At 43.1% G+C, this 17,045-nt stretch carries 19 protein-coding genes; 7 read left to right on the forward strand and 12 right to left on the reverse strand.

Going from position 1 to position 17,045, the window contains the following annotated elements; all coding sequences use genetic code 11:
• Positions 1-61: 61 nt before the first annotated feature.
• Both E2L07_RS06045 and E2L07_RS06050 read right to left on the reverse strand, forming a co-directional pair.
• Positions 62-1,390 (reverse strand): PhoH family protein, encoded by a 1,329-nt coding sequence (locus tag E2L07_RS06045; RefSeq protein ID WP_175414329.1) that lies wholly within the window; start codon positions 1,388-1,390, stop codon positions 62-64.
• Positions 1,391-1,549: 159 nt separating this feature from the next.
• The gene (locus E2L07_RS06050; protein WP_010898781.1) at positions 1,550-2,005 is read right to left on the reverse strand and encodes a pyridoxamine 5'-phosphate oxidase family protein; all 456 of its coding nucleotides are present in this window, start codon (positions 2,003-2,005) and stop codon (positions 1,550-1,552) included.
• A gap of 143 nt (positions 2,006-2,148) precedes the next feature.
• Here E2L07_RS06050 and E2L07_RS06055 point away from each other — a divergent pair, with 143 nt between their 5' ends.
• Positions 2,149-2,325, forward strand: coding sequence for a YlaI family protein (locus tag E2L07_RS06055; protein WP_083445615.1), 177 nt, complete (start codon positions 2,149-2,151; stop codon positions 2,323-2,325).
• Positions 2,326-2,410: 85 nt separating this feature from the next.
• On the opposite strand, the gene E2L07_RS06060 is transcribed toward E2L07_RS06055, so the two are convergent.
• Positions 2,411-2,752, reverse strand: coding sequence for a YlaH-like family protein (locus E2L07_RS06060; protein WP_010898782.1), 342 nt, complete (start codon positions 2,750-2,752; stop codon positions 2,411-2,413).
• Between the two features lie 21 nt (positions 2,753-2,773).
• Positions 2,774-4,618, reverse strand: a complete 1,845-nt coding sequence (typA, locus tag E2L07_RS06065; RefSeq protein WP_134229129.1) for a translational GTPase TypA — start codon at positions 4,616-4,618, stop codon at positions 2,774-2,776.
• A 185-nt stretch (positions 4,619-4,803) separates the two neighbouring features.
• On the opposite strand from typA, the gene E2L07_RS06070 reads away from it, so the two are divergent.
• A complete protein-coding gene (locus E2L07_RS06070) occupies positions 4,804-4,989 on the forward strand; it encodes a DUF5325 family protein (RefSeq protein ID WP_010898784.1) in 186 nt (61 codons plus the stop codon).
• 32 nt (positions 4,990-5,021) lie between these two features.
• On the opposite strand, the gene E2L07_RS06075 is transcribed toward E2L07_RS06070, so the two are convergent.
• The 3 genes from E2L07_RS06075 to E2L07_RS06085 form a co-directional block, all read right to left on the reverse strand.
• Positions 5,022-5,921, reverse strand: coding sequence for an NAD(P)-dependent oxidoreductase (locus E2L07_RS06075; RefSeq protein ID WP_010898785.1), 900 nt, complete (start codon positions 5,919-5,921; stop codon positions 5,022-5,024).
• Between the two features lie 2 nt (positions 5,922-5,923).
• Positions 5,924-6,727, reverse strand: a complete 804-nt coding sequence (locus tag E2L07_RS06080) for an inositol monophosphatase family protein (RefSeq protein ID WP_134229130.1) — start codon at positions 6,725-6,727, stop codon at positions 5,924-5,926.
• Positions 6,728-6,969: 242 nt separating this feature from the next.
• Complete coding sequence (locus E2L07_RS06085) at positions 6,970-7,158, reverse strand: hypothetical protein (protein WP_010898787.1); 189 nt, start codon at positions 7,156-7,158, stop codon at positions 6,970-6,972.
• 281 nt (positions 7,159-7,439) lie between these two features.
• Between E2L07_RS06085 and E2L07_RS06090 the strand changes: the two genes are divergently transcribed.
• Entirely contained in the window at positions 7,440-8,081 is a 642-nt protein-coding gene (locus E2L07_RS06090; protein WP_134229131.1) for a YktB family protein, read from the forward strand.
• A 30-nt stretch (positions 8,082-8,111) separates the two neighbouring features.
• On the opposite strand, the gene E2L07_RS06095 is transcribed toward E2L07_RS06090, so the two are convergent.
• Together E2L07_RS06095 and E2L07_RS06100 are read right to left on the reverse strand one after the other, a co-directional pair.
• Entirely contained in the window at positions 8,112-8,378 is a 267-nt protein-coding gene (locus E2L07_RS06095; protein WP_134229132.1) for a UPF0223 family protein, read from the reverse strand.
• Between the two features lie 3 nt (positions 8,379-8,381).
• On the reverse strand, positions 8,382-9,359 hold the full coding sequence (locus E2L07_RS06100; protein WP_134229133.1) for an NAD(P)H-dependent flavin oxidoreductase: 978 nt from the start codon (positions 9,357-9,359) through the stop codon (positions 8,382-8,384).
• A gap of 163 nt (positions 9,360-9,522) precedes the next feature.
• Between E2L07_RS06100 and E2L07_RS06105 the strand changes: the two genes are divergently transcribed.
• Complete coding sequence (locus tag E2L07_RS06105; RefSeq protein ID WP_276399880.1) at positions 9,523-10,998, forward strand: aminotransferase class I/II-fold pyridoxal phosphate-dependent enzyme; 1,476 nt, start codon at positions 9,523-9,525, stop codon at positions 10,996-10,998.
• 50 nt (positions 10,999-11,048) lie between these two features.
• On the opposite strand, the gene E2L07_RS06110 is transcribed toward E2L07_RS06105, so the two are convergent.
• From E2L07_RS06110 to E2L07_RS06120, 3 genes are all read right to left on the reverse strand, one after another.
• The gene (locus tag E2L07_RS06110; RefSeq protein WP_083445502.1) at positions 11,049-11,174 is read right to left on the reverse strand and encodes a GapA-binding peptide SR1P; all 126 of its coding nucleotides are present in this window, start codon (positions 11,172-11,174) and stop codon (positions 11,049-11,051) included.
• A 159-nt stretch (positions 11,175-11,333) separates the two neighbouring features.
• Positions 11,334-11,777: a hypothetical protein gene (locus E2L07_RS06115; RefSeq protein WP_053430862.1), complete on the reverse strand. Its 444-nt coding sequence runs from the start codon at positions 11,775-11,777 to the stop codon at positions 11,334-11,336.
• 373 nt (positions 11,778-12,150) lie between these two features.
• A complete protein-coding gene (locus tag E2L07_RS06120; RefSeq protein WP_010898793.1) occupies positions 12,151-13,239 on the reverse strand; it encodes a M23 family metallopeptidase in 1,089 nt (362 codons plus the stop codon).
• A gap of 265 nt (positions 13,240-13,504) precedes the next feature.
• On the opposite strand from E2L07_RS06120, the gene E2L07_RS06125 reads away from it, so the two are divergent.
• From E2L07_RS06125 to E2L07_RS06135, 3 genes are all read left to right on the forward strand, one after another.
• On the forward strand, positions 13,505-14,551 hold the full coding sequence (locus E2L07_RS06125; RefSeq protein WP_233422054.1) for an FUSC family protein: 1,047 nt from the start codon (positions 13,505-13,507) through the stop codon (positions 14,549-14,551).
• 44 nt (positions 14,552-14,595) lie between these two features.
• Positions 14,596-16,110: a BCCT family transporter gene (locus E2L07_RS06130; protein ID WP_134229136.1), complete on the forward strand. Its 1,515-nt coding sequence runs from the start codon at positions 14,596-14,598 to the stop codon at positions 16,108-16,110.
• Positions 16,111-16,461: 351 nt separating this feature from the next.
• Positions 16,462-16,896 (forward strand): thioredoxin family protein, encoded by a 435-nt coding sequence (locus tag E2L07_RS06135; protein ID WP_134229137.1) that lies wholly within the window; start codon positions 16,462-16,464, stop codon positions 16,894-16,896.
• Positions 16,897-17,045: the final 149 nt, after the last annotated feature.

Below are 17,045 nucleotides of genomic sequence, written 5' to 3' on the forward strand. Positions count from 1 at the left end.
GAATCGAAAAACGAAAAGCGAATGCCCCTGACCATTTGTGAGATGTCAGGGGTATTCTTCGCTAGAGAAGATCGGCTGCAAGCTGTGCTAGCCCTGAACGTTCCCCTTTCACGAGCTTGACATGGGCGCTGATGGCCTGAGATTTAAATGATTCGACGACATACGTTAGTCCATTGTTCGATTCGTCCAGATAAGGATGGTCAATTTGCGCTGGATCACCCATTAGCACTATTTTACTTCCTTCCCCCACACGGGTTAAAATTGTTTTGACTTCGTGTTTTGTTAAATTTTGCGCTTCATCAATAATTATGAATTGATCTGGTATGCTTCGACCGCGAATGTACGTGAGCGCCTCCACTTGGATCGAACCCATTCCTGCTAAAATTTGATCGATTTCTCCCGGCTTTTTCGTATTGAATAAATATTCAAGATTGTCATAGATCGGCTGCATCCATGGCCGAAGTTTCTCTTCCTTTTCACCAGGTAAAAACCCGATATCTTTTCCTAATGGGACGACGGGCCGAGCGACAACGAGCTTGTTATAATAGCCGAAATCTTCCGTTTGGAGAAGTCCTGCGGCAAGGGAGAGGAGCGTTTTGCCTGTTCCCGCCTTCCCAATCATTGTCACTAATTTAATGTCTTCATGCAGGAGCATTTCTAACGCCATACGTTGCTGAACATTTCGCGGGCGAATCCCCCACACCTCTTGTAATTCTGAGACGAAGGGCTTAATTTTTTCTCCGTTTGGCGATACTTTTCCAATCGCTGAACTGGAACCTCCAAGCGCATCTTTCATAATAATAAATTGGTGAGGATAAAACGGGTGATTTGACACATCACGAGTAGCAACTTCCCCTTGATCATAATAATGCTTAATGACGTTGGAATCGACGTATAATTCTGCGTAACCGGTATACCCTCGATCGTACTGGATCACTCGATCATTTAGAAAATCTTCAGCCTTAAGCCTAAGAGCATCTGCTTTCACGCGAACAAGAGCATCCTTGCTTACGAGGATCACTTGATTGCCATTCGGTTTGTCCGTTTCTTCGAGGGACAAATTGAGAGCAACTGCGATGATTCGATTATCATTTGTCATCTCAGCAAAGGAATCCTTCACTTTTTCGTATGATTTATGGTTTAGCTCAATGCGAAGCTTACCTCCATTTTCGAGCGGAACTCCTTCATGGAGCTTACCTAACCCCCTCAACTGATCAATTAACTTTGAGAAATGGCGTGCATTCCTGCCAATTTCGTCCATATAGCGTTTTTTTGAATCAACCTCCTCAAGGACCACTGCAGGTATGACCACTTCATTGTCTTGAAAAGCAAAGATGGCATGAGGATCTTGTAACAACACATTCGTATCAAGGACATAAGTTTTTTTCAACGTTCCGCCTCCTGACTGGAGTATCATTTATGACAACTCTATACTAGTAACATATGCATAGGTCTAAGATGTGGTTAGCTGTTAGTACTAGTTGTATGTGCAAAAACAGCAAGTTAGACGAAAGATCTGAAACCAATAGAAAAAGCCCAGTTTTCTTCACTAGGCTTGTTGTAAAGCAGCCATCACTTGACCATCTAACTTGGCTGCTGCTTCTTCATCATACGTTTTGTCATACATTGGTTCACTTACGATTTTTGCACCATAAAACATCACATCACGCACTTCATGAATGTTCATTTCAATGAGTGCTAATTTTAGCGGAACATTGTCCAAGCTTTCCTCCACAATTGTCGCATGACCAGAAATGGAATAGGCTGAGCCATTCCCTACTAATAACAAGGTAACAGCAGGTGTCTTTTTCACATTAGCTACAATTCTCGAACGGTTATCCACCGCCATGCGTACCCGATCATTTGCTGGCGCAAATACCCAGGAGATGGCACGAACAATGGGGGCTCCCGTTTCCCAGTCAACAGTCGAAAGCGTGACAAAGCGTTCTCCTTTCAATAGTGGTAACAGTTCATCGGTTAAACATCGTTCCACTCGGTTCGCCATGACCCAACCTCCTATCGTTTCAGAAACGCTTTTCATTTATACTATACCCATTTTTTTAAGAAGATGAAATAGATTTTGCTGATGCATTTATTTTTTTTGCAAATGCTCGTACAATAGAAAGAGGAGAATTTGAGGTGATAACCGTGCGTGTCAAATGTGTACTATGTGAACGAATTGATTTACTGGACGACGACCTGCCGTTAGCGAAAAAGCTCCGAAATCGTCCGATTCACACGTATATGTGTGACGAATGTAAAGAGCGTATTACGAAAAAAACGAACAAAAACCGAAAACAAACAACCTATGACTGCGAATCATGAGTAAAAGCCTTGGCTATAGCCAAGGCTTTCATAGTTAGAAGTACATTTTTGCCTGGAGGCTACCGACTAGCACCCTCTGCTGTTCTTACGACGGTCCGTTCGATTGCTCCTTCTTCCGATGCTTGTGCAGCCGAAAACGATATGCACCAAGGACGAGACTTGAGATGATCAGGACGAGCGTCATAGGTGCGGAAAAGAAAAATTCCAAAAACCATAAGACGAAACAGCCAATGATAAGGAGGGTATAAACGATCACCGTTTTTAGGGGGGATAGCTTTCGTGCAAACCCTAAGTTAAACACGAGGATCGCTAGCACGATGATCAACAAATACCCTAAGAACCCAAACCACGGATTCTCCACTGTCGCCCGCATCATCCACGACATTGTTTCCAAGTCTGCTTCCGTAATTCCTCTGTTTTCTGCCATTAAGCGTCAACCTTTCTTCCCCTACGATTGATTTTGAGCTGCCAACTTCCGTCTCTTTTCAGCTCGCTCCCGCTCCGTTTTTACTAAAATCTTCTTGCGAAGGCGGATCGCTTCAGGAGTGATTTCACAATACTCATCGTCATTCAAATATTCCAAAGCTTCCTCAAGCGTCATAATACGTGGCTTTTTCATCGTCACTGTATGTTCTTTTGTAGCCGAACGAACGTTAGTTTGCTGTTTCATTTTCGTAATATTAACGGTAAGGTCGTTCTCACGCGTATGTTCACCAACAATCATTCCTTCATAAATGTCAGTCCCAGGCTCAACAAAAATCGTCCCCCGGTCCTCCACTTGGATGATGCCGTACTGGGTCGCTTTTCCTGTCTCCATTGACACGAGAACCCCTTGTCTTCGTCCACCTACTTGACCTGGGGTCACAGGCTGATAACTGTCAAATGAGTGGTTAATAATTCCATACCCACGCGTTTGCGATAAAAATTCAGTCGTATACCCGATTAACCCACGTGCGGGAACCATGAATTCAAGCCGAACTGGACCAGAGCCCGTGTTTGTCATGTTCAGCATTTCCCCTTTTCGCTCCCCAAGAGATTCCATGACCGCTCCAGTGTATTCCTCAGGCACATCAATCTGCACCCGTTCAACTGGCTCACATTGGACACCATCGATTTCACGGATAATGACTTCCGGCTTTGATACTTGAAGCTCGTAGCCTTCACGGCGCATATTTTCGATAAGTATCGAAAGGTGAAGCTCACCGCGTCCTGAAACAACCCACATATCTGGAGAATCTGTGTTTTCTACTCGGAGACTTACATCCGTTTCCAGCTCAGCTCGGAGACGTTCTTCAAGCTTACGGCTCGTCACATGTTTTCCTTCCCTCCCAGCAAACGGACTGTTGTTCACAAGGAATGTCATTTGCAACGTCGGCTCATCAATACGTAAAATTGGGAGCGGGTCTTGATGATCGACAGGGCAGACAGTTTCACCTACGTTGATCTCTTCCATCCCCGAAACAGCGATAAGGTCCCCTGCCTTCGCTTCTTCAATTTCAATACGTTTTAAGCCGATAAATCCAAACATTTTTGTTACCCGGAATTGTTTCACTGAGCCGTCCAGCTTCATTAAAGCGACCTGCTCGCCAACTTTGATCGCACCACGGAATACGCGCCCAATTCCAATACGACCTAAGTAATCGTTGTAATCTAGCATCGTCACTTGGAATTGCAATGGTTCCCCACTGTTACCTACTGGTGCTGGAATGTTGTCAATGATCGCCTTAAATAAACTCGTCATATCCTCATCCTGCTTCTCGGCAGTTGTGCTTGCAGTCCCATTAATAGCTGAGGCATAAATGACTGGGAAATCAAGCTGATCTTCATCCGCACCAAGGTCGATAAATAAATCAAGTACTTCGTCAACAACCTCTGCAGGTCGCGCGAAATCTCGATCAATTTTATTGACGACGACTAAAGGGGTAAGCTTTTGCTCCAATGCTTTCTTTAAGACAAAGCGCGTTTGTGGCATACAGCCTTCATAAGCATCAACAACTAAAAGAACGCCATCCACCATTTTCATGATTCGTTCTACTTCACCGCCAAAATCCGCATGTCCAGGAGTATCCAATATATTAATACGCACATCATTGTAATTAATCGCCGTATTTTTCGCTAGTATCGTAATACCACGTTCCTTTTCAAGTGCGTTCGAGTCCATCGCTCGTTCATCCACTTGTTCGTTTTCTCGGAACGTTCCTGATTGTTTTAGCAATTGGTCAACCAATGTCGTTTTTCCATGGTCAACGTGGGCGATGATCGCAATGTTGCGTAAATCGTTACGTACGGTCATGTTCTTCTCTCCTCGTAAAATGGTCATTAACTGTCTCATTATAACATAGTGTTATCCTTTTCGCTTTTTATTCAAAAATCAACAGCAATCTTTAACGTTTTTGTCACATTGACAGGCTTTATTCTCCTGAGAAAAAAAGGTACACTATGGGTAGTGATTGTCGGTATTTTTTGGGGGGATGCTTCATGAAAAAGGAAAATGTACTGTTTTTATTACTTGCCATTATTACAGTTATCGGCATTATGGCCATCGGGATCGCCATCGCAGAGCGGAGCATCCTCATTGCCATCCTAGCGTTTGTAAGTATTTTTGTTGCGACAGGATTAGGATTTACGTTACGCAAAAAGCTTCGAGAATCAGAGGATATGTAAAAAGCTAGAACGGATCCCGTTCTAGCTTTTTTTTAAGATGACGACTTCCTTCTTAACTCTAAGCCCAGCTTCTCTTCAAGTGGACGAATGATCGCCGAAACATCTTCGTGACCATACTGTTCCTTCGCGGCTCTCACCCGTTCTTCTCCTTTTTCTACCATTTCAAGAGGGATTCCGAGCTGCTCTCCTAATTTAAGGGCCAACCCTATATCTTTATGGAGCAGATTAATGGAAAACCGCGGGTCAAATGCACGATCTAAAATCGCATCAACAGACCATTCCATACTTTTTGAAAATCCTGCACTGCGCTTAATGATCTCATATGCAATGGCTGGATCAACGCCTGCCTTCTCCACAAATAGATAACATTCTCCCAGAACAGCCTGATGGACGCCAATCACCATGTTGTTGGCAAGCTTCACCACCGTGCCACTTCCGATAGGGCCAACATGGACGATATAGTCACCGTAAGCGCCCAGTACTTCCTTACTACGCTCAAACGAATCAGCTTCGCCACCGCACATAATTGTCAGCGTTCCAGCCTTAGCCCCCATCGGACCTCCACTAACTGGGGCATCAAGGAATGCGCCACCTTTTTCTTTAATTTGCTCGGCAACTCGTACGTTTGTTTCCCGGTCAACGGTCGAATGGTCAATCAAGATTTTCCCTTGAGACAGCCCTGCAATGAGCCCGTCCTCCCCTTCATAGACGTCGATGACCGTCTCAGGAAGGGGTAAGCACGTCATAACAATATCAGCAGTCTCCATTAATTCCTTGTAGGACTCTACTTCTATCGCTCCATATTGGATCGCTTCTTCAATCGGACCACGGCTCCGACTTTTCACATACGTTTCAAACCCTTTGTCCACAAGGTGTTTCGTCATTGGTAATCCCATCGTCCCTAAGCCCACAAATCCAACCTTTTGACTCACGTTTATTCCCCCTTAATATACTGATCCACAATGGCACTATGTAAGGATGAATTCGCAGCTAACAAAGTGCTCGGCTCTAATAACGAGAGCTCCTCCCCTTGAAGAGTGGTTATCGTCCCCCCAACTTCTGCTAATAGCACTTTACCGGCCGCATAATCCCATGGTGACAGCTTAAGGCTCACATATCCGTCCAATCGACCAGCGGCTACATACGCCAATTCCAATGCGGCTGAACCGAACGAGCGAACACCCCGCACATCCCTGACAAGACGTTCCAGTTCACCTCTGAAAGGTGCCCTCTGTTCGACAAGCCATCGGGCATTAACTCCAACGACGCTCTCATTCACCGAGCTAGTTGTGATCGTTTTCAATTTTGTATCACGAACGTAGGCCCCTTCTCCTTGGACGGCATAAAACATTTCATCGTTCATAACATCGTAAATAATTCCGACCTTACCAACTCCGTCATGAAAGACTCCGACTGAGATCGCAAAATGATATTGGGAATGAACAAAGTTCATCGTTCCATCTATCGGATCAATAATCCACACTGTCCCATCTAGACGATCTAACTTCTCCGCTGTCCCCTCTTCCCCTAAAAAATGATGTTTTGGAAAGTGTGAGGTAACCTTTTCGTAAAAAAACCGCTCCGTAGACCGATCCACATCCGTTACTAAGTCATCTGGATTGGACTTCGCTTCCACGTTAAACGTCCCTTCCAATGCTTGTTTAATATGTTGAGCTGCTTCAACAACCCACGCCTTTGCAATCTCTCCAATATCTATCCATTTGTTTTCACGCGTCATGTACCGTTCCCTCCAAGCTCACTATGAAAAGTTAGTTCCATTATGACACAAACGAGCGAAAAAATTAAAGTGCATGCACTTTAATGAGGATATCTAACATACAAGAAAAACTAAGTTGGTGCCGAGCCCAAGGTATTAATAGCAGAAACGTCGGTTTTCTTTTACTTTTATGAAGTGAAACTTTATGAAAGTGAAAACGAAAAAAGCGCAAAATCAATTTGCGCTTTTTCCTAACCTATTTGTTATGCTTCCAGCTGTAACAGTTCAAGTCGAAGCTTTTCAAGGCGACGCTTTGTTTTTCTCATCGCATTAATGTCTTCGGCAAGCATGGCGTCATGTAATGTCATAAGCTCGTAATCAATCTCAAGGCGCAAGACAGGAATTCTCTTTTCTCCGTCTCTTCGTTTAAACGTTTGAATGACCTGTTCCATGATCGTCACACTCCTTCACAAGAGGATGTCAAAGGGTAGGGTTAACCTTTTCATGCACGTTTCGCGACAGAAGCAACTACTAAAACAGGAATATTTGACAAAAAATTCAGATAGTTTTCTTTACTCTATCTTATGAAAAAAATTAAGAAAATGCAACCTTTTTGCTTTTTTTCTTAGGAATTAATCGCAAAGTCACAATAAGCATATGATTGTGTGAAAAACGCCCCTCTGTGGTACCCTATTTGTACACATGGTCTTTTTTGAAAGGAGTTTTTTCGATTATGAGTATACTTGGATTCGTACAAGCTGATTTTGATGTCTTTACAATCGATGGGCTTGAACCTCGAATGGAAAAAATAAAAAATCAAATCCGCCCTAAGTTGGAAGCTTTCGGGACTGAACTGGCCCCTACGCTTTCGAGCTTAACCGGAGATGAAATGTTCGTTCATACAGCCAAACATGCGCGCAGAACGGTAAACCCTCCGAATGACACTTGGGCCGCTTTTGCAAACAGTAAGCGAGGCTACAAAAAGCTTCCTCATTTTCAAGTAGGCTTGTGGGAAAGCCACCTTTTTGTATGGTTCGCTATCATTTACGAATCTCCTGTGAAAGGTGCATTTGCGGAAGAGCTTCTAAAAGCTCCTACCGCGATTCGAGAGAACATTCCCGATTCGTTCAAATGGTCTGTGGATCATACAAAACCTGACACCGTTTCCGAAAGCGAACTATCCGATGACGCTTTTATAAAAATGGTTGAGCGACTTCGTGATGTGAAAAAAGCAGAGCTGTTGTGCGGCATTACCCTTGATCGTAAAGATCCACTTGTTCAAGATGGAGACAAGCTTTTGCACACAATTGAAGATACCTTTAAAACGCTAGTTCCATTATATCAACTTGCACAACAGTCAACGGTTCAAATGTAAAAAAGAGAAAGGCACGTGCCTTTCTCTTTTTTACATTTTAATATGCTCTTCCATTTTTTCTCGCGCTTTTTTTATCGTTTGGTAGCAGGACACATCGTTTTCCTGCTCATATGCGCGGAACAATTGTTTCTCTTCACTTTTGGTGGGAACGATTTCTTTAAACCTACGATATTTACCGAGTAAATCCTCTCGGGCAATCCCTTGATCGTATGCTTGTTCGATCGCTTGGAAAAAGTGAACCACATCGATCACTTCCTCGGTTGACCAATCAAGCGATATTGGCAACGTTGTTTTCATGATTCATTTGTCATCCTTTCGTTCAGATAGTTCCCAACGTTTTCGAACATCAATGGCTTCCTCAATCATCCGAGTAAACAACTGCTGGACCGTAGGAATGTCACGGATCCTTCCCATGACCTGCCCGGCCCAACCGAATCCTTTATCCTCCTGTCCATCATAGATAAAGTTTTTGTTCGCCTCCCCGCTAATATACTCTTTGAGTGCGTCATAGGAAGGATTCGTTTGTTCAATTGTTAAAATATGCTCCGTCCAATCATTTCGGATCACCCGAGCAGGGCTCCCGAGCGAACGCTTAATGACGACCGTATCCAGTTCACTTCCTTGGACGAGCCTTTCTTTATACTTAGCATGAGCGTGTATACACTCGACTGTGGCAATAAAGCGCGTCCCCATTTCAATTCCTTCAGCACCAAGAGCATGAGCAGCCATCCATGCCCTTCCATCACCGATACCACCAGAAGCAATGACAGGAATCGAAACAGCGTCCACGACTTGCGGGACAAGTACCATCGTTCCGACATCATTACGTCCTAGGTGTCCCCCTCCTTCGTGGCCGACTACCATCACGGCATCCGCCCCAAGCTCTTCCGCTTTTACCGCTTGTCTTCGTGATGCAACCAACACAAGCTTTCGGATCGATGTATGTTCCAACATGGTTAAAATGGGAGCTGGGTTTCCCCCTGTCATTGATACGACTGGAACGTCTTCCTCGATGGCAACCTGCACCATATCTTCAAATGGACGTCCATGTTGACCGATCGCAAAGTTCACACCGAATGGATGCTCTGTTTTCTCTCGCACTCGTTCGATTTCTTTGCGCAAATGCTCAGGACCTTGTAACGACATGGCCGTAATTTGACCGAGTCCCCCAGCATTTGACACGGCAGCAGCAAGCTCAGAATAAGCTAAATAAGCTAAGCCTCCTTGAATGATTGGGTATTGTATGTTTAGTAAACTCGTGACTCTTGTTTCCCACACAGTAAATCCCTCCTTGATTTCCCCCTTATGGCTCATTTTACCACATAAAAAGTTTTCCTAGAGTCTTATTCATTCCTCCACTAGGCATACGGGCTTGAATTTGTTATACTCATTCTTGTTTTGTAAAATCACGTAAAGTTTATCAGCTAAAGAGGTGACTGAGTTGTCTCGTCAAGAACAGACCCCCCTCTTCTCGGGAGTCGTTGCTCACGCTAAACATAACCCTGTACAATTTCATATTCCCGGTCATAAAAAAGGAGCTGGTATGGACCCAGCGTTCCGTTCATTTATCGGTGACAATGCTCTATCGATCGATTTAATCAATATAGGCCCGCTTGACGATCTACATCATCCCCATGGGATCATTAAAGAAGCACAAGAGTTAGCCGCCGAAGCATTTGGGGCAGACCATACGTTTTTTTCTGTCCAAGGGACAAGCGGTGCCATCATGACGATGATTATGTCCGTTGTCGGGCCTGGTGAAAAGATCATCGTGCCACGAAATGTTCACAAGTCGATCATGTCTGCGATCGTTTTTTCAGGAGCGACACCTGTGTTCATCCATCCAGAAATCGATCCCCTTCTAGGGATTTCCCATGGAATCACGATTGAAGCGGTGGAAAAGGCGCTTGACGCTCACCCTGATGCCAAAGGACTTCTTGTTATTAACCCGACATACTTTGGCATTGCTGCAAACTTAAAAAAAATTGTAGAGTTTTGCCATAGCAGGGACGTTCCTGTTCTTGTCGATGAAGCGCATGGGGTGCACATTCATTTCCATGAAGCCCTTCCCTTATCGGCAATGCAGGCCGGAGCTGATATGGCGGCAACGAGTGTTCATAAGCTTGGAGGTTCCTTGACACAGAGCTCCATTTTAAATGTTCGCGAAGGCCTCGTCTCTGCGAAGCGTGTGCAAACCATTATAAGTATGCTAACAACAACCTCCACGTCCTATTTGCTCCTCGCCTCCCTTGATGCGGCGAGAAAGCATTTAGCGACAAACGGTAGAGATCTTATTGGCTATACCATTCAGTTGGCTGATCAGGCAAGAGATCAAATTAACGCCATTGATGGCTTGTACTGTGTTGGCAAGGAGATTCTTGGAACGATTGCTACCTATGATTACGATCCAACGAAACTGATCATTTCTGTGAAGAATCTTGGAATTACTGGCTACGATGCAGAAGTATGGTTAAGGGAACATTATCAGATCGAGGTTGAGCTGTCAGATCTATATAATATTCTTTGCATCGTTTCATTTGGTGACACTGAGCGGGAGATGGATCTGCTTGTCAAAGCTCTCTCTGAGCTGGCTGACCTGCACAAACATGGGATTTGTGAACGGAGTCCAGTCTCTGTCTACGTTCCAAATATCCCTACACTCGCCATGTCTCCGCGAGATGCCTTTTATGCTGAAACTGAGGTCGTTCCATTCGAAGATTCTGTCGGACGTACCATTGCAGAATTTATTATGGTTTACCCCCCAGGAATTCCAATCCTAATTCCTGGTGAAAATATAACCGAAAGCAATCTCGCCTACATTCGTGAAAACAACCGTGCCGGTCTTCCTGTGCAAGGTCCAGAAGACGACACCTTTCGAACGTTGCGTGTCATAAAAGAGCACGAAGCCATCCGTTAATATTTAACATAAAAAAAGACTCATCTCCCCCATAGATGAGTCTTTTTTAGTTATCTCTCGTTTTTTGTTTCTTTTTTATCATTACAACTAGGGCACTTCGCATATAATGTTGTGACTTTTTCAACTTCAAAATGTTCAATGGTCTGGTTGCAGGTCTGACACACGATTGTTCCCATATACTCATCCCCTTTTCAATAGTTGAAAACGCTTAACATTTGATTTATTTACATAATAGTATATATCATTTATCTCGTCAAGACTAAATTGTATGTCATATTTAAATCCATTATATCATACTAAAAAAACCAACCGCTTCACTAATGATGCTGGTTGGTTCAAAACATGGTTTCGTATTTGATATGCTGATTCTCAATAAAACGACTAACCTCCCTCACAAAGATGAGATCTTCTTCTGTCACCTTATAGCGACTGGCCTGGACGACAATCACCAACTGACCAATTAAATGATGGCCGTTATAAAATGGAGAAATAATCGTTTGATCTTGACTTGTAAAGAAGCATTGAAGCTTTCCTCGAATAGCAACGACGCTAAGAAGGGATTCACCGAATCTCACTTGATCAGTGAACGGGACTCCCCCTTCAGACACTATTTTATGAAAAGCGTTAGCGGACGTTAAAAAAATCGCCGCACATAAATCATCAAGTGGATCGGTAAGTACTTGAACAATTCCTGCATAGAAATCAGTTAATGTCGACGCTGAATCAGGAACGCAGCCTATTTGCAATCTCAATTCATCCAATATTTGTGATTTATCCATGAATTGTGTAATACCTCCATTCCCCTTCTATGATACCATAAAATAGACTAAAAACGGATGACGACTTTACACGAATACTGTCGAATACAACTGTAAAACAACTTGTTTAATTGACAGTCAATGGCCTTACCTCGTCTATAAGTTTATCCGAAGTCTTTCTCGCTTCTGTAGATATTTTTTCCCATATTTTAATCGATAAACTTCGTCCCCCACTTTTCTTCAAATACTCAATACATCTATTATTCATACTATATTGGCTTAAACAGCCAAGCCTTAATGGTTGAAACGTCGTTTTCTTCTCCGTTTCATCTCCTTTAATAGCAAGAAAACTAAAAAAACGAAAGTCGTCATTAGACTCTCGTTTCTTCTTATATCACGGCCAAATTTTTTGCAAGACTTCTTTTGTTTCTTCAAGGGTTAACGGTTTCCAGAATAGCTCACCGTAAATGAGTAGATCTTGGTGTAAATGAAGATCGTCATCTAAATTTCCATTCACCGCACTGCTTGTCCCAGAATTTCCAACATAACCGATGACCGTTTCTGCATTGACGCGATCACCTACCTGAAGATCTTCTGGAATTCCACTTAAATGGGCAAACCGATTCATGACACCATTTGGATATTGTACCCACACTTGTTGACCGCGAAGACGATCAAAGATATATTCTGGTGTTTCACCTAACTCCGCTGTTAGGGCTAAATCAGCATTTCGCACCTCTGGTGATTCATAGTCTTCGAAATCATGATCTGCTCGTACGACAATTCCTTCAGCCATGGCGTATACCGGGGTTTCTCGTGAAATGTTCCCACCAGTGGCAAAATCATACCAGTCAATGCCTTCATGAAAGCCATTTCGATACTCGCGAGGTGCTCCAGGTAAATGACTATCAATTGTGCTCACTTGCGCCCCTTGAATCGGTCGCTCTAAAAATGACAAATAGTCAACCATCGTGTCAACATCCCACTCATCAAAATCAAACCCTTCTGGCGGTCCACCAACTCGTTCGGCAGGTCCAAACCATTGGAACGCCACTTCTTTTTCTTGGAACGTTACTTCAAGTCCTAAGCCTACCTCTAAAAAGGCGACCGGTAAATAAAGCTCCCCTTCTTCTTCAATTAGATAGATTTCATCAGTAGCTAAGTATTCACCATTTCGTTCAAGTACAGTTACACCATCAATCAACTTATATTGATCCTCATGTATCGTCATTTCCAACGTGCGATGAAGCTCATCGAAAGTTAACTCCCCATCAAGGGTCTGAATAAGCTCGTCCACTGAAACCTTCGCATCATCCTCGCCTACTGTATAAGAGATTGTTCTCATATTTTCTTCTTGTTCGTTTTCAACTGCCTCCTGTTGTGGTTCGGATGGTTGTGGTTCATTGGCAGAGCCATTGCTTTGGCAAGCGCTAAGCACGACTCCCATAGCAAATAAAGAGCAACATAAGTGTCTTTTCTTCACGTTCATGTCCCTTTCTGTTATACTTTTATTTTGTGCATGGGTGCATTTTAACGTATTCGACTTTTTGTGACAAGGCACAAAGGTAGGAAATCATGGCAAGCTCTCATTCACAAAGACTATTTCTAGCATTTGCTTAAAGACAATTACATCGTATCCAAGGATTTTCACAATGAAGGTTTATCTAGATCATGAATAATTTTTGTTTCCTCTCACATACTAAAGACTATTAACTACTTAAGTGTGTGAAATGGAGATCAGCGGATTCATGAAACATCCTTGGATTGGCCGACGTGTGTTGAAAACGGGACTGGCCGTTTGTTTAACAACGGCGATTTGTATGGCATTCAACCTATCCCCTACTTTTGCTGTGATCTCGGCGATTGTTACAACGGAACCCACAGCTGCTGATTCGCTAAAAAAAGGATTGATTCGTTTGCCGGCAGCTGCATTAGGTGCTTTTTTTGCCGTGCTTTCAGCGTATTTCTTTGGACAGACCCCTATTACGTACGCAATTGTATCAATGATCACAATTGCGGTTTGTGCTCGCTTGAGGCTGGATGCTGGAACATTAGTAGCCACATTAACAGCTGTTGCCATGATCCCATCGACAACTGATCATTTATTTGCTGATTATGTTTCTAGAGTAGCTGGCACGTCTTTAGGAATCATGATTTCCACTTTTGTGAATTTCATGATCTTACCACCTAAATTTGGCCCAATTTTAATGAACAAAGTGGAAAAAATGTTTGCCATGTTATCATCTGAGCTTAAACTTGTCACAACGAAGGTGGTCGATTTTGAAAAGGAAGAGACGATGACCTCGTATCGTACGTTGCACCATCACTTATCCGAGACGTATAAGTTAACAACATTTCAACATGATGAATGGAAATATCGGAAATCGTCTTCCTCTGAAAAACGGTCTTTCACTTATTTACATCGAAAGCTAGATTATGTTTACAAAGCCCTTGCTCACTTGGGGAAGATCGGTCAAATTCGGTTGAAGAAACCACTATCTGTAAAGGAGAGGCAGCTCGTTCTTTCGTTTCTTGTTTCGTTGACAAACATTCTTCAAGACCCTTTACACCAAATTCACACGGAACATTATGCACTTGCCAGACAATTGGAGGACGCGATGCACAAAAAGAAAGATGCAACGGAGCCGATCCATCGCCTGCTCTCTGAATTGATCTCGCTCCATGATTTGACCGTTGAGCTTGAACAATGTACGGCTGATGAACGCCGTTTTTCATTGGAAGAACGCGCGTACCCTTCCTATATTTTTTTAGAAAGGCTACGCCCCTCGGATTAATGTGATTAGGAGAACTCAACTTAACAAGCAGAGAGGAGAATGACATGGGTAAATACAAAGTGTTTATTATTTCAGTAGCTATTGCCGCTATTTTTATTGCTTGGGGACTTATTGCTCCTAAAAATTTAGCGGCGGTCACAAAAGTGATCGATTCGTTTATTTTAAATGAACTTGGTTGGTTTTATTTGCTTTCCGCAACAGGGTTTCTCGCGTTCGCGATCTTTTTGATATTTAGTAAGTATGGGAACATTCGCTTAGGGAAGCAAGAGGAAAAACCAGAATACAGCTATCTTACATGGTTTGCTTTCTTATTTACGGCTGGAATGGGGATTGGTCTTGTATTTTGGGGTGTTGCGGAACCTGTATATCATTACTTTGACCCACCGATTGCCGTGCCAGAAACGGCGCAGGCGGCTGGTGAGGCAATGCGCTATTCCTTTTTCCACTGGGGCTTGCACCCTTGGGCAATCTATACGATTGTCGCTTTAGCCATCGCCTATTTCACTTTCCGCAAAGGGGAATCAGGCGTTCTTAGCTCCTCCTTTAGGCCATTGATTGGTGACCGGGTTGATGGCTGGATTGGAACGGTGATCAATGTCATCGTCGTGTTTGCTACCATTTTTGGTGTCGCCACATCCCTCGGATTTGGAGCGGCACAAATTTCCGGTGGGCTCAACCACTTAGTACCTGCTGTCGGAGATTATAGCCCTTATATGGTGCAACTGATCGTCATCTTTGTCGTCACTATTCTATTTATGGTGTCATCACAAACCGGCTTAAACCGAGGGATTCGTCATTTAAGCCGCATCAATATTGTTTTAGCAACCTTACTTATGCTGCTCGTACTAATCTTAGGACCAACAAGTTATTTATTAGGGGTTTTCACACAAACCCTCGGCTCGTATATTCAAAACTTGCCTGGGATGAGCTTTCGTCTTGATGTATACAACCCAGAAACAAACTGGGTGGAAGGCTGGACAATCTTCTATTGGGCTTGGTGGATTTCATGGGCACCATTTGTCGGCTCATTCATTGCTCGTGTTTCAAAAGGACGAACGATTCGTGAATTTGTCATTGGGGTTCTTGCAGTACCTGCTCTCTATGGCGCTCTATGGTTTAGCGTTTTTGGTGGAACGGGCATCTATTTCCAACGAGAGGGCATTGCGGATATTAACGGGTTGATGGCCGATCATGGAATGGAGATTGCTTTGTTTGGCTTATTAGAGCAATTTCCACTCGGAACGTTTTTATCTGTCATTGCGTTATTGTTAATTGCGTCGTTCTTTATTACATCTGCTGATTCAGCAACCGTCGTTCTCGGAATTCAATCAACCGACGGCGATTTAAACCCTTCAAATGTTGTCAAATTCGTATGGGGGCTCATCATCTCTGCAAGTGCGGCGATTTTGCTTTTAAACCAGGAAGGTTTGGGGGCTCTGCAAACCGCAGCGATAATAGCGGCCTTGCCGTTTACAGTTATTATGATTGTTCTCATTTTTTCCATGGTTAAATCATTTAGGCGGGAAATCATCCCTGCACGCCAACCAAAAAAGCGATAAACGTGAGAAAACATGCCCCTGTCATCATCTTTATAAGCTGATGACAGGGTCTTTTTTATCACTATCCTGTAAATAGATGTCTTTTAACGTAGAGAAAATAAAACAGATGTTTCTATTTCATTACAATTATGTTACTGATCACCGAACCTAGCCATCACATGATAAAATGATGACAAGAAGATGATAAAGTGAAATTTTATCAATTTCTTTTCCCTATTATATATTAGGTGTAGCCCACACAGGGCAAGTTACAAGCATTTCCATAGGACATTTATCGGCTTGAAGTGAGAGTTTCTACCAGTTAAATAGATAAAACAGTGGACAGGTTGGAGTGAAGGGGTGATCAATCGTATGAGGTTTCTTTTGTGGGTCGGATGTGTTATTTGTCTCACGGGATGTATCGCAACGAGCGATTCAACCTCTTCGCCACCATTCATCCAAAACGATGTAAAAACAACGATTTTATTTTCAGAGCCAGACCCTGTCGATCAAGAAAAGCCTTATTTAGACGCGCTGCTGGAATTGCAATCCCTTTATCCAAACGAAGTTCCTCACGTTTTAGTCACTTCTGGAGAACATGAGGATGTTATTCGCTATTTTCAAATCGAACAATTCCCAACGCTTATTGTCGTTCAAGGTGACAAAGTCTTTTTGCGTCTCGAAGGCGAGTACAGTACAGCGCAAATCATAAAAGAAATTGAACGAGTGTATCATCTATCATCAAAATCGCTATCAAAAAAAAGAATCGAGTTTTATCTATACGATTATATGTCAAGCTTCCTCTAATTTTCTGAGGAAGCTTTTCTAGTGTCTTCACTCCTCTTCTAAAAATATAATTCCTTTTTTTGTCTGATATCTATTGACAACTTACCTGTATGAACCATATAATACACTAGAGCTGTATTAAAGGATTAATACGCTTCGTGCGCCGATTA

Source organism: Halalkalibacterium halodurans, assembly GCF_004376175.1.
GTDB lineage: Bacteria > Bacillota > Bacilli > Bacillales > Bacillaceae_D > Halalkalibacterium > Halalkalibacterium halodurans.

Bases quoted from the DNA above. Each gene is read 5' to 3' on its own strand.
- E2L07_RS06050 (WP_010898781.1), bottom strand. From the start codon at position 2,005: ATGGCGAACCGAGTGGAACGATGTTTAACCGATGAACTGTTACCACTA.
- E2L07_RS06095 (WP_134229132.1), bottom strand. From the start codon at position 8,378: ATGAAAACAACGTTGCCAATATCGCTTGATTGGTCAACCGAGGAAGTG.
- E2L07_RS06080 (WP_134229130.1), bottom strand. From the start codon at position 6,727: ATGACGCGTGAAAACAAATGGATAGATATTGGAGAGATTGCAAAGGCG.
- E2L07_RS06070 (WP_010898784.1), top strand. From the start codon at position 4,804: ATGAAAAAGGAAAATGTACTGTTTTTATTACTTGCCATTATTACAGTT.
- E2L07_RS06115 (WP_053430862.1), bottom strand. From the start codon at position 11,777: ATGGATAAATCACAAATATTGGATGAATTGAGATTGCAAATAGGCTGC.
- typA (WP_134229129.1), bottom strand. From the start codon at position 4,618: ATGACCGTACGTAACGATTTACGCAACATTGCGATCATCGCCCACGTT.
- E2L07_RS06085 (WP_010898787.1), bottom strand. From the start codon at position 7,158: ATGGAACAGGTCATTCAAACGTTTAAACGAAGAGACGGAGAAAAGAGA.
- E2L07_RS06135 (WP_134229137.1), top strand. From the start codon at position 16,462: ATGAGGTTTCTTTTGTGGGTCGGATGTGTTATTTGTCTCACGGGATGT.
- E2L07_RS06110 (WP_083445502.1), bottom strand. From the start codon at position 11,174: ATGGGAACAATCGTGTGTCAGACCTGCAACCAGACCATTGAACATTTT.
- E2L07_RS06090 (WP_134229131.1), top strand. From the start codon at position 7,440: ATGAGTATACTTGGATTCGTACAAGCTGATTTTGATGTCTTTACAATC.
- E2L07_RS06130 (WP_134229136.1), top strand. From the start codon at position 14,596: ATGGGTAAATACAAAGTGTTTATTATTTCAGTAGCTATTGCCGCTATT.
- E2L07_RS06125 (WP_233422054.1), top strand. From the start codon at position 13,505: ATGAAACATCCTTGGATTGGCCGACGTGTGTTGAAAACGGGACTGGCC.
- E2L07_RS06060 (WP_010898782.1), bottom strand. From the start codon at position 2,752: ATGGCAGAAAACAGAGGAATTACGGAAGCAGACTTGGAAACAATGTCG.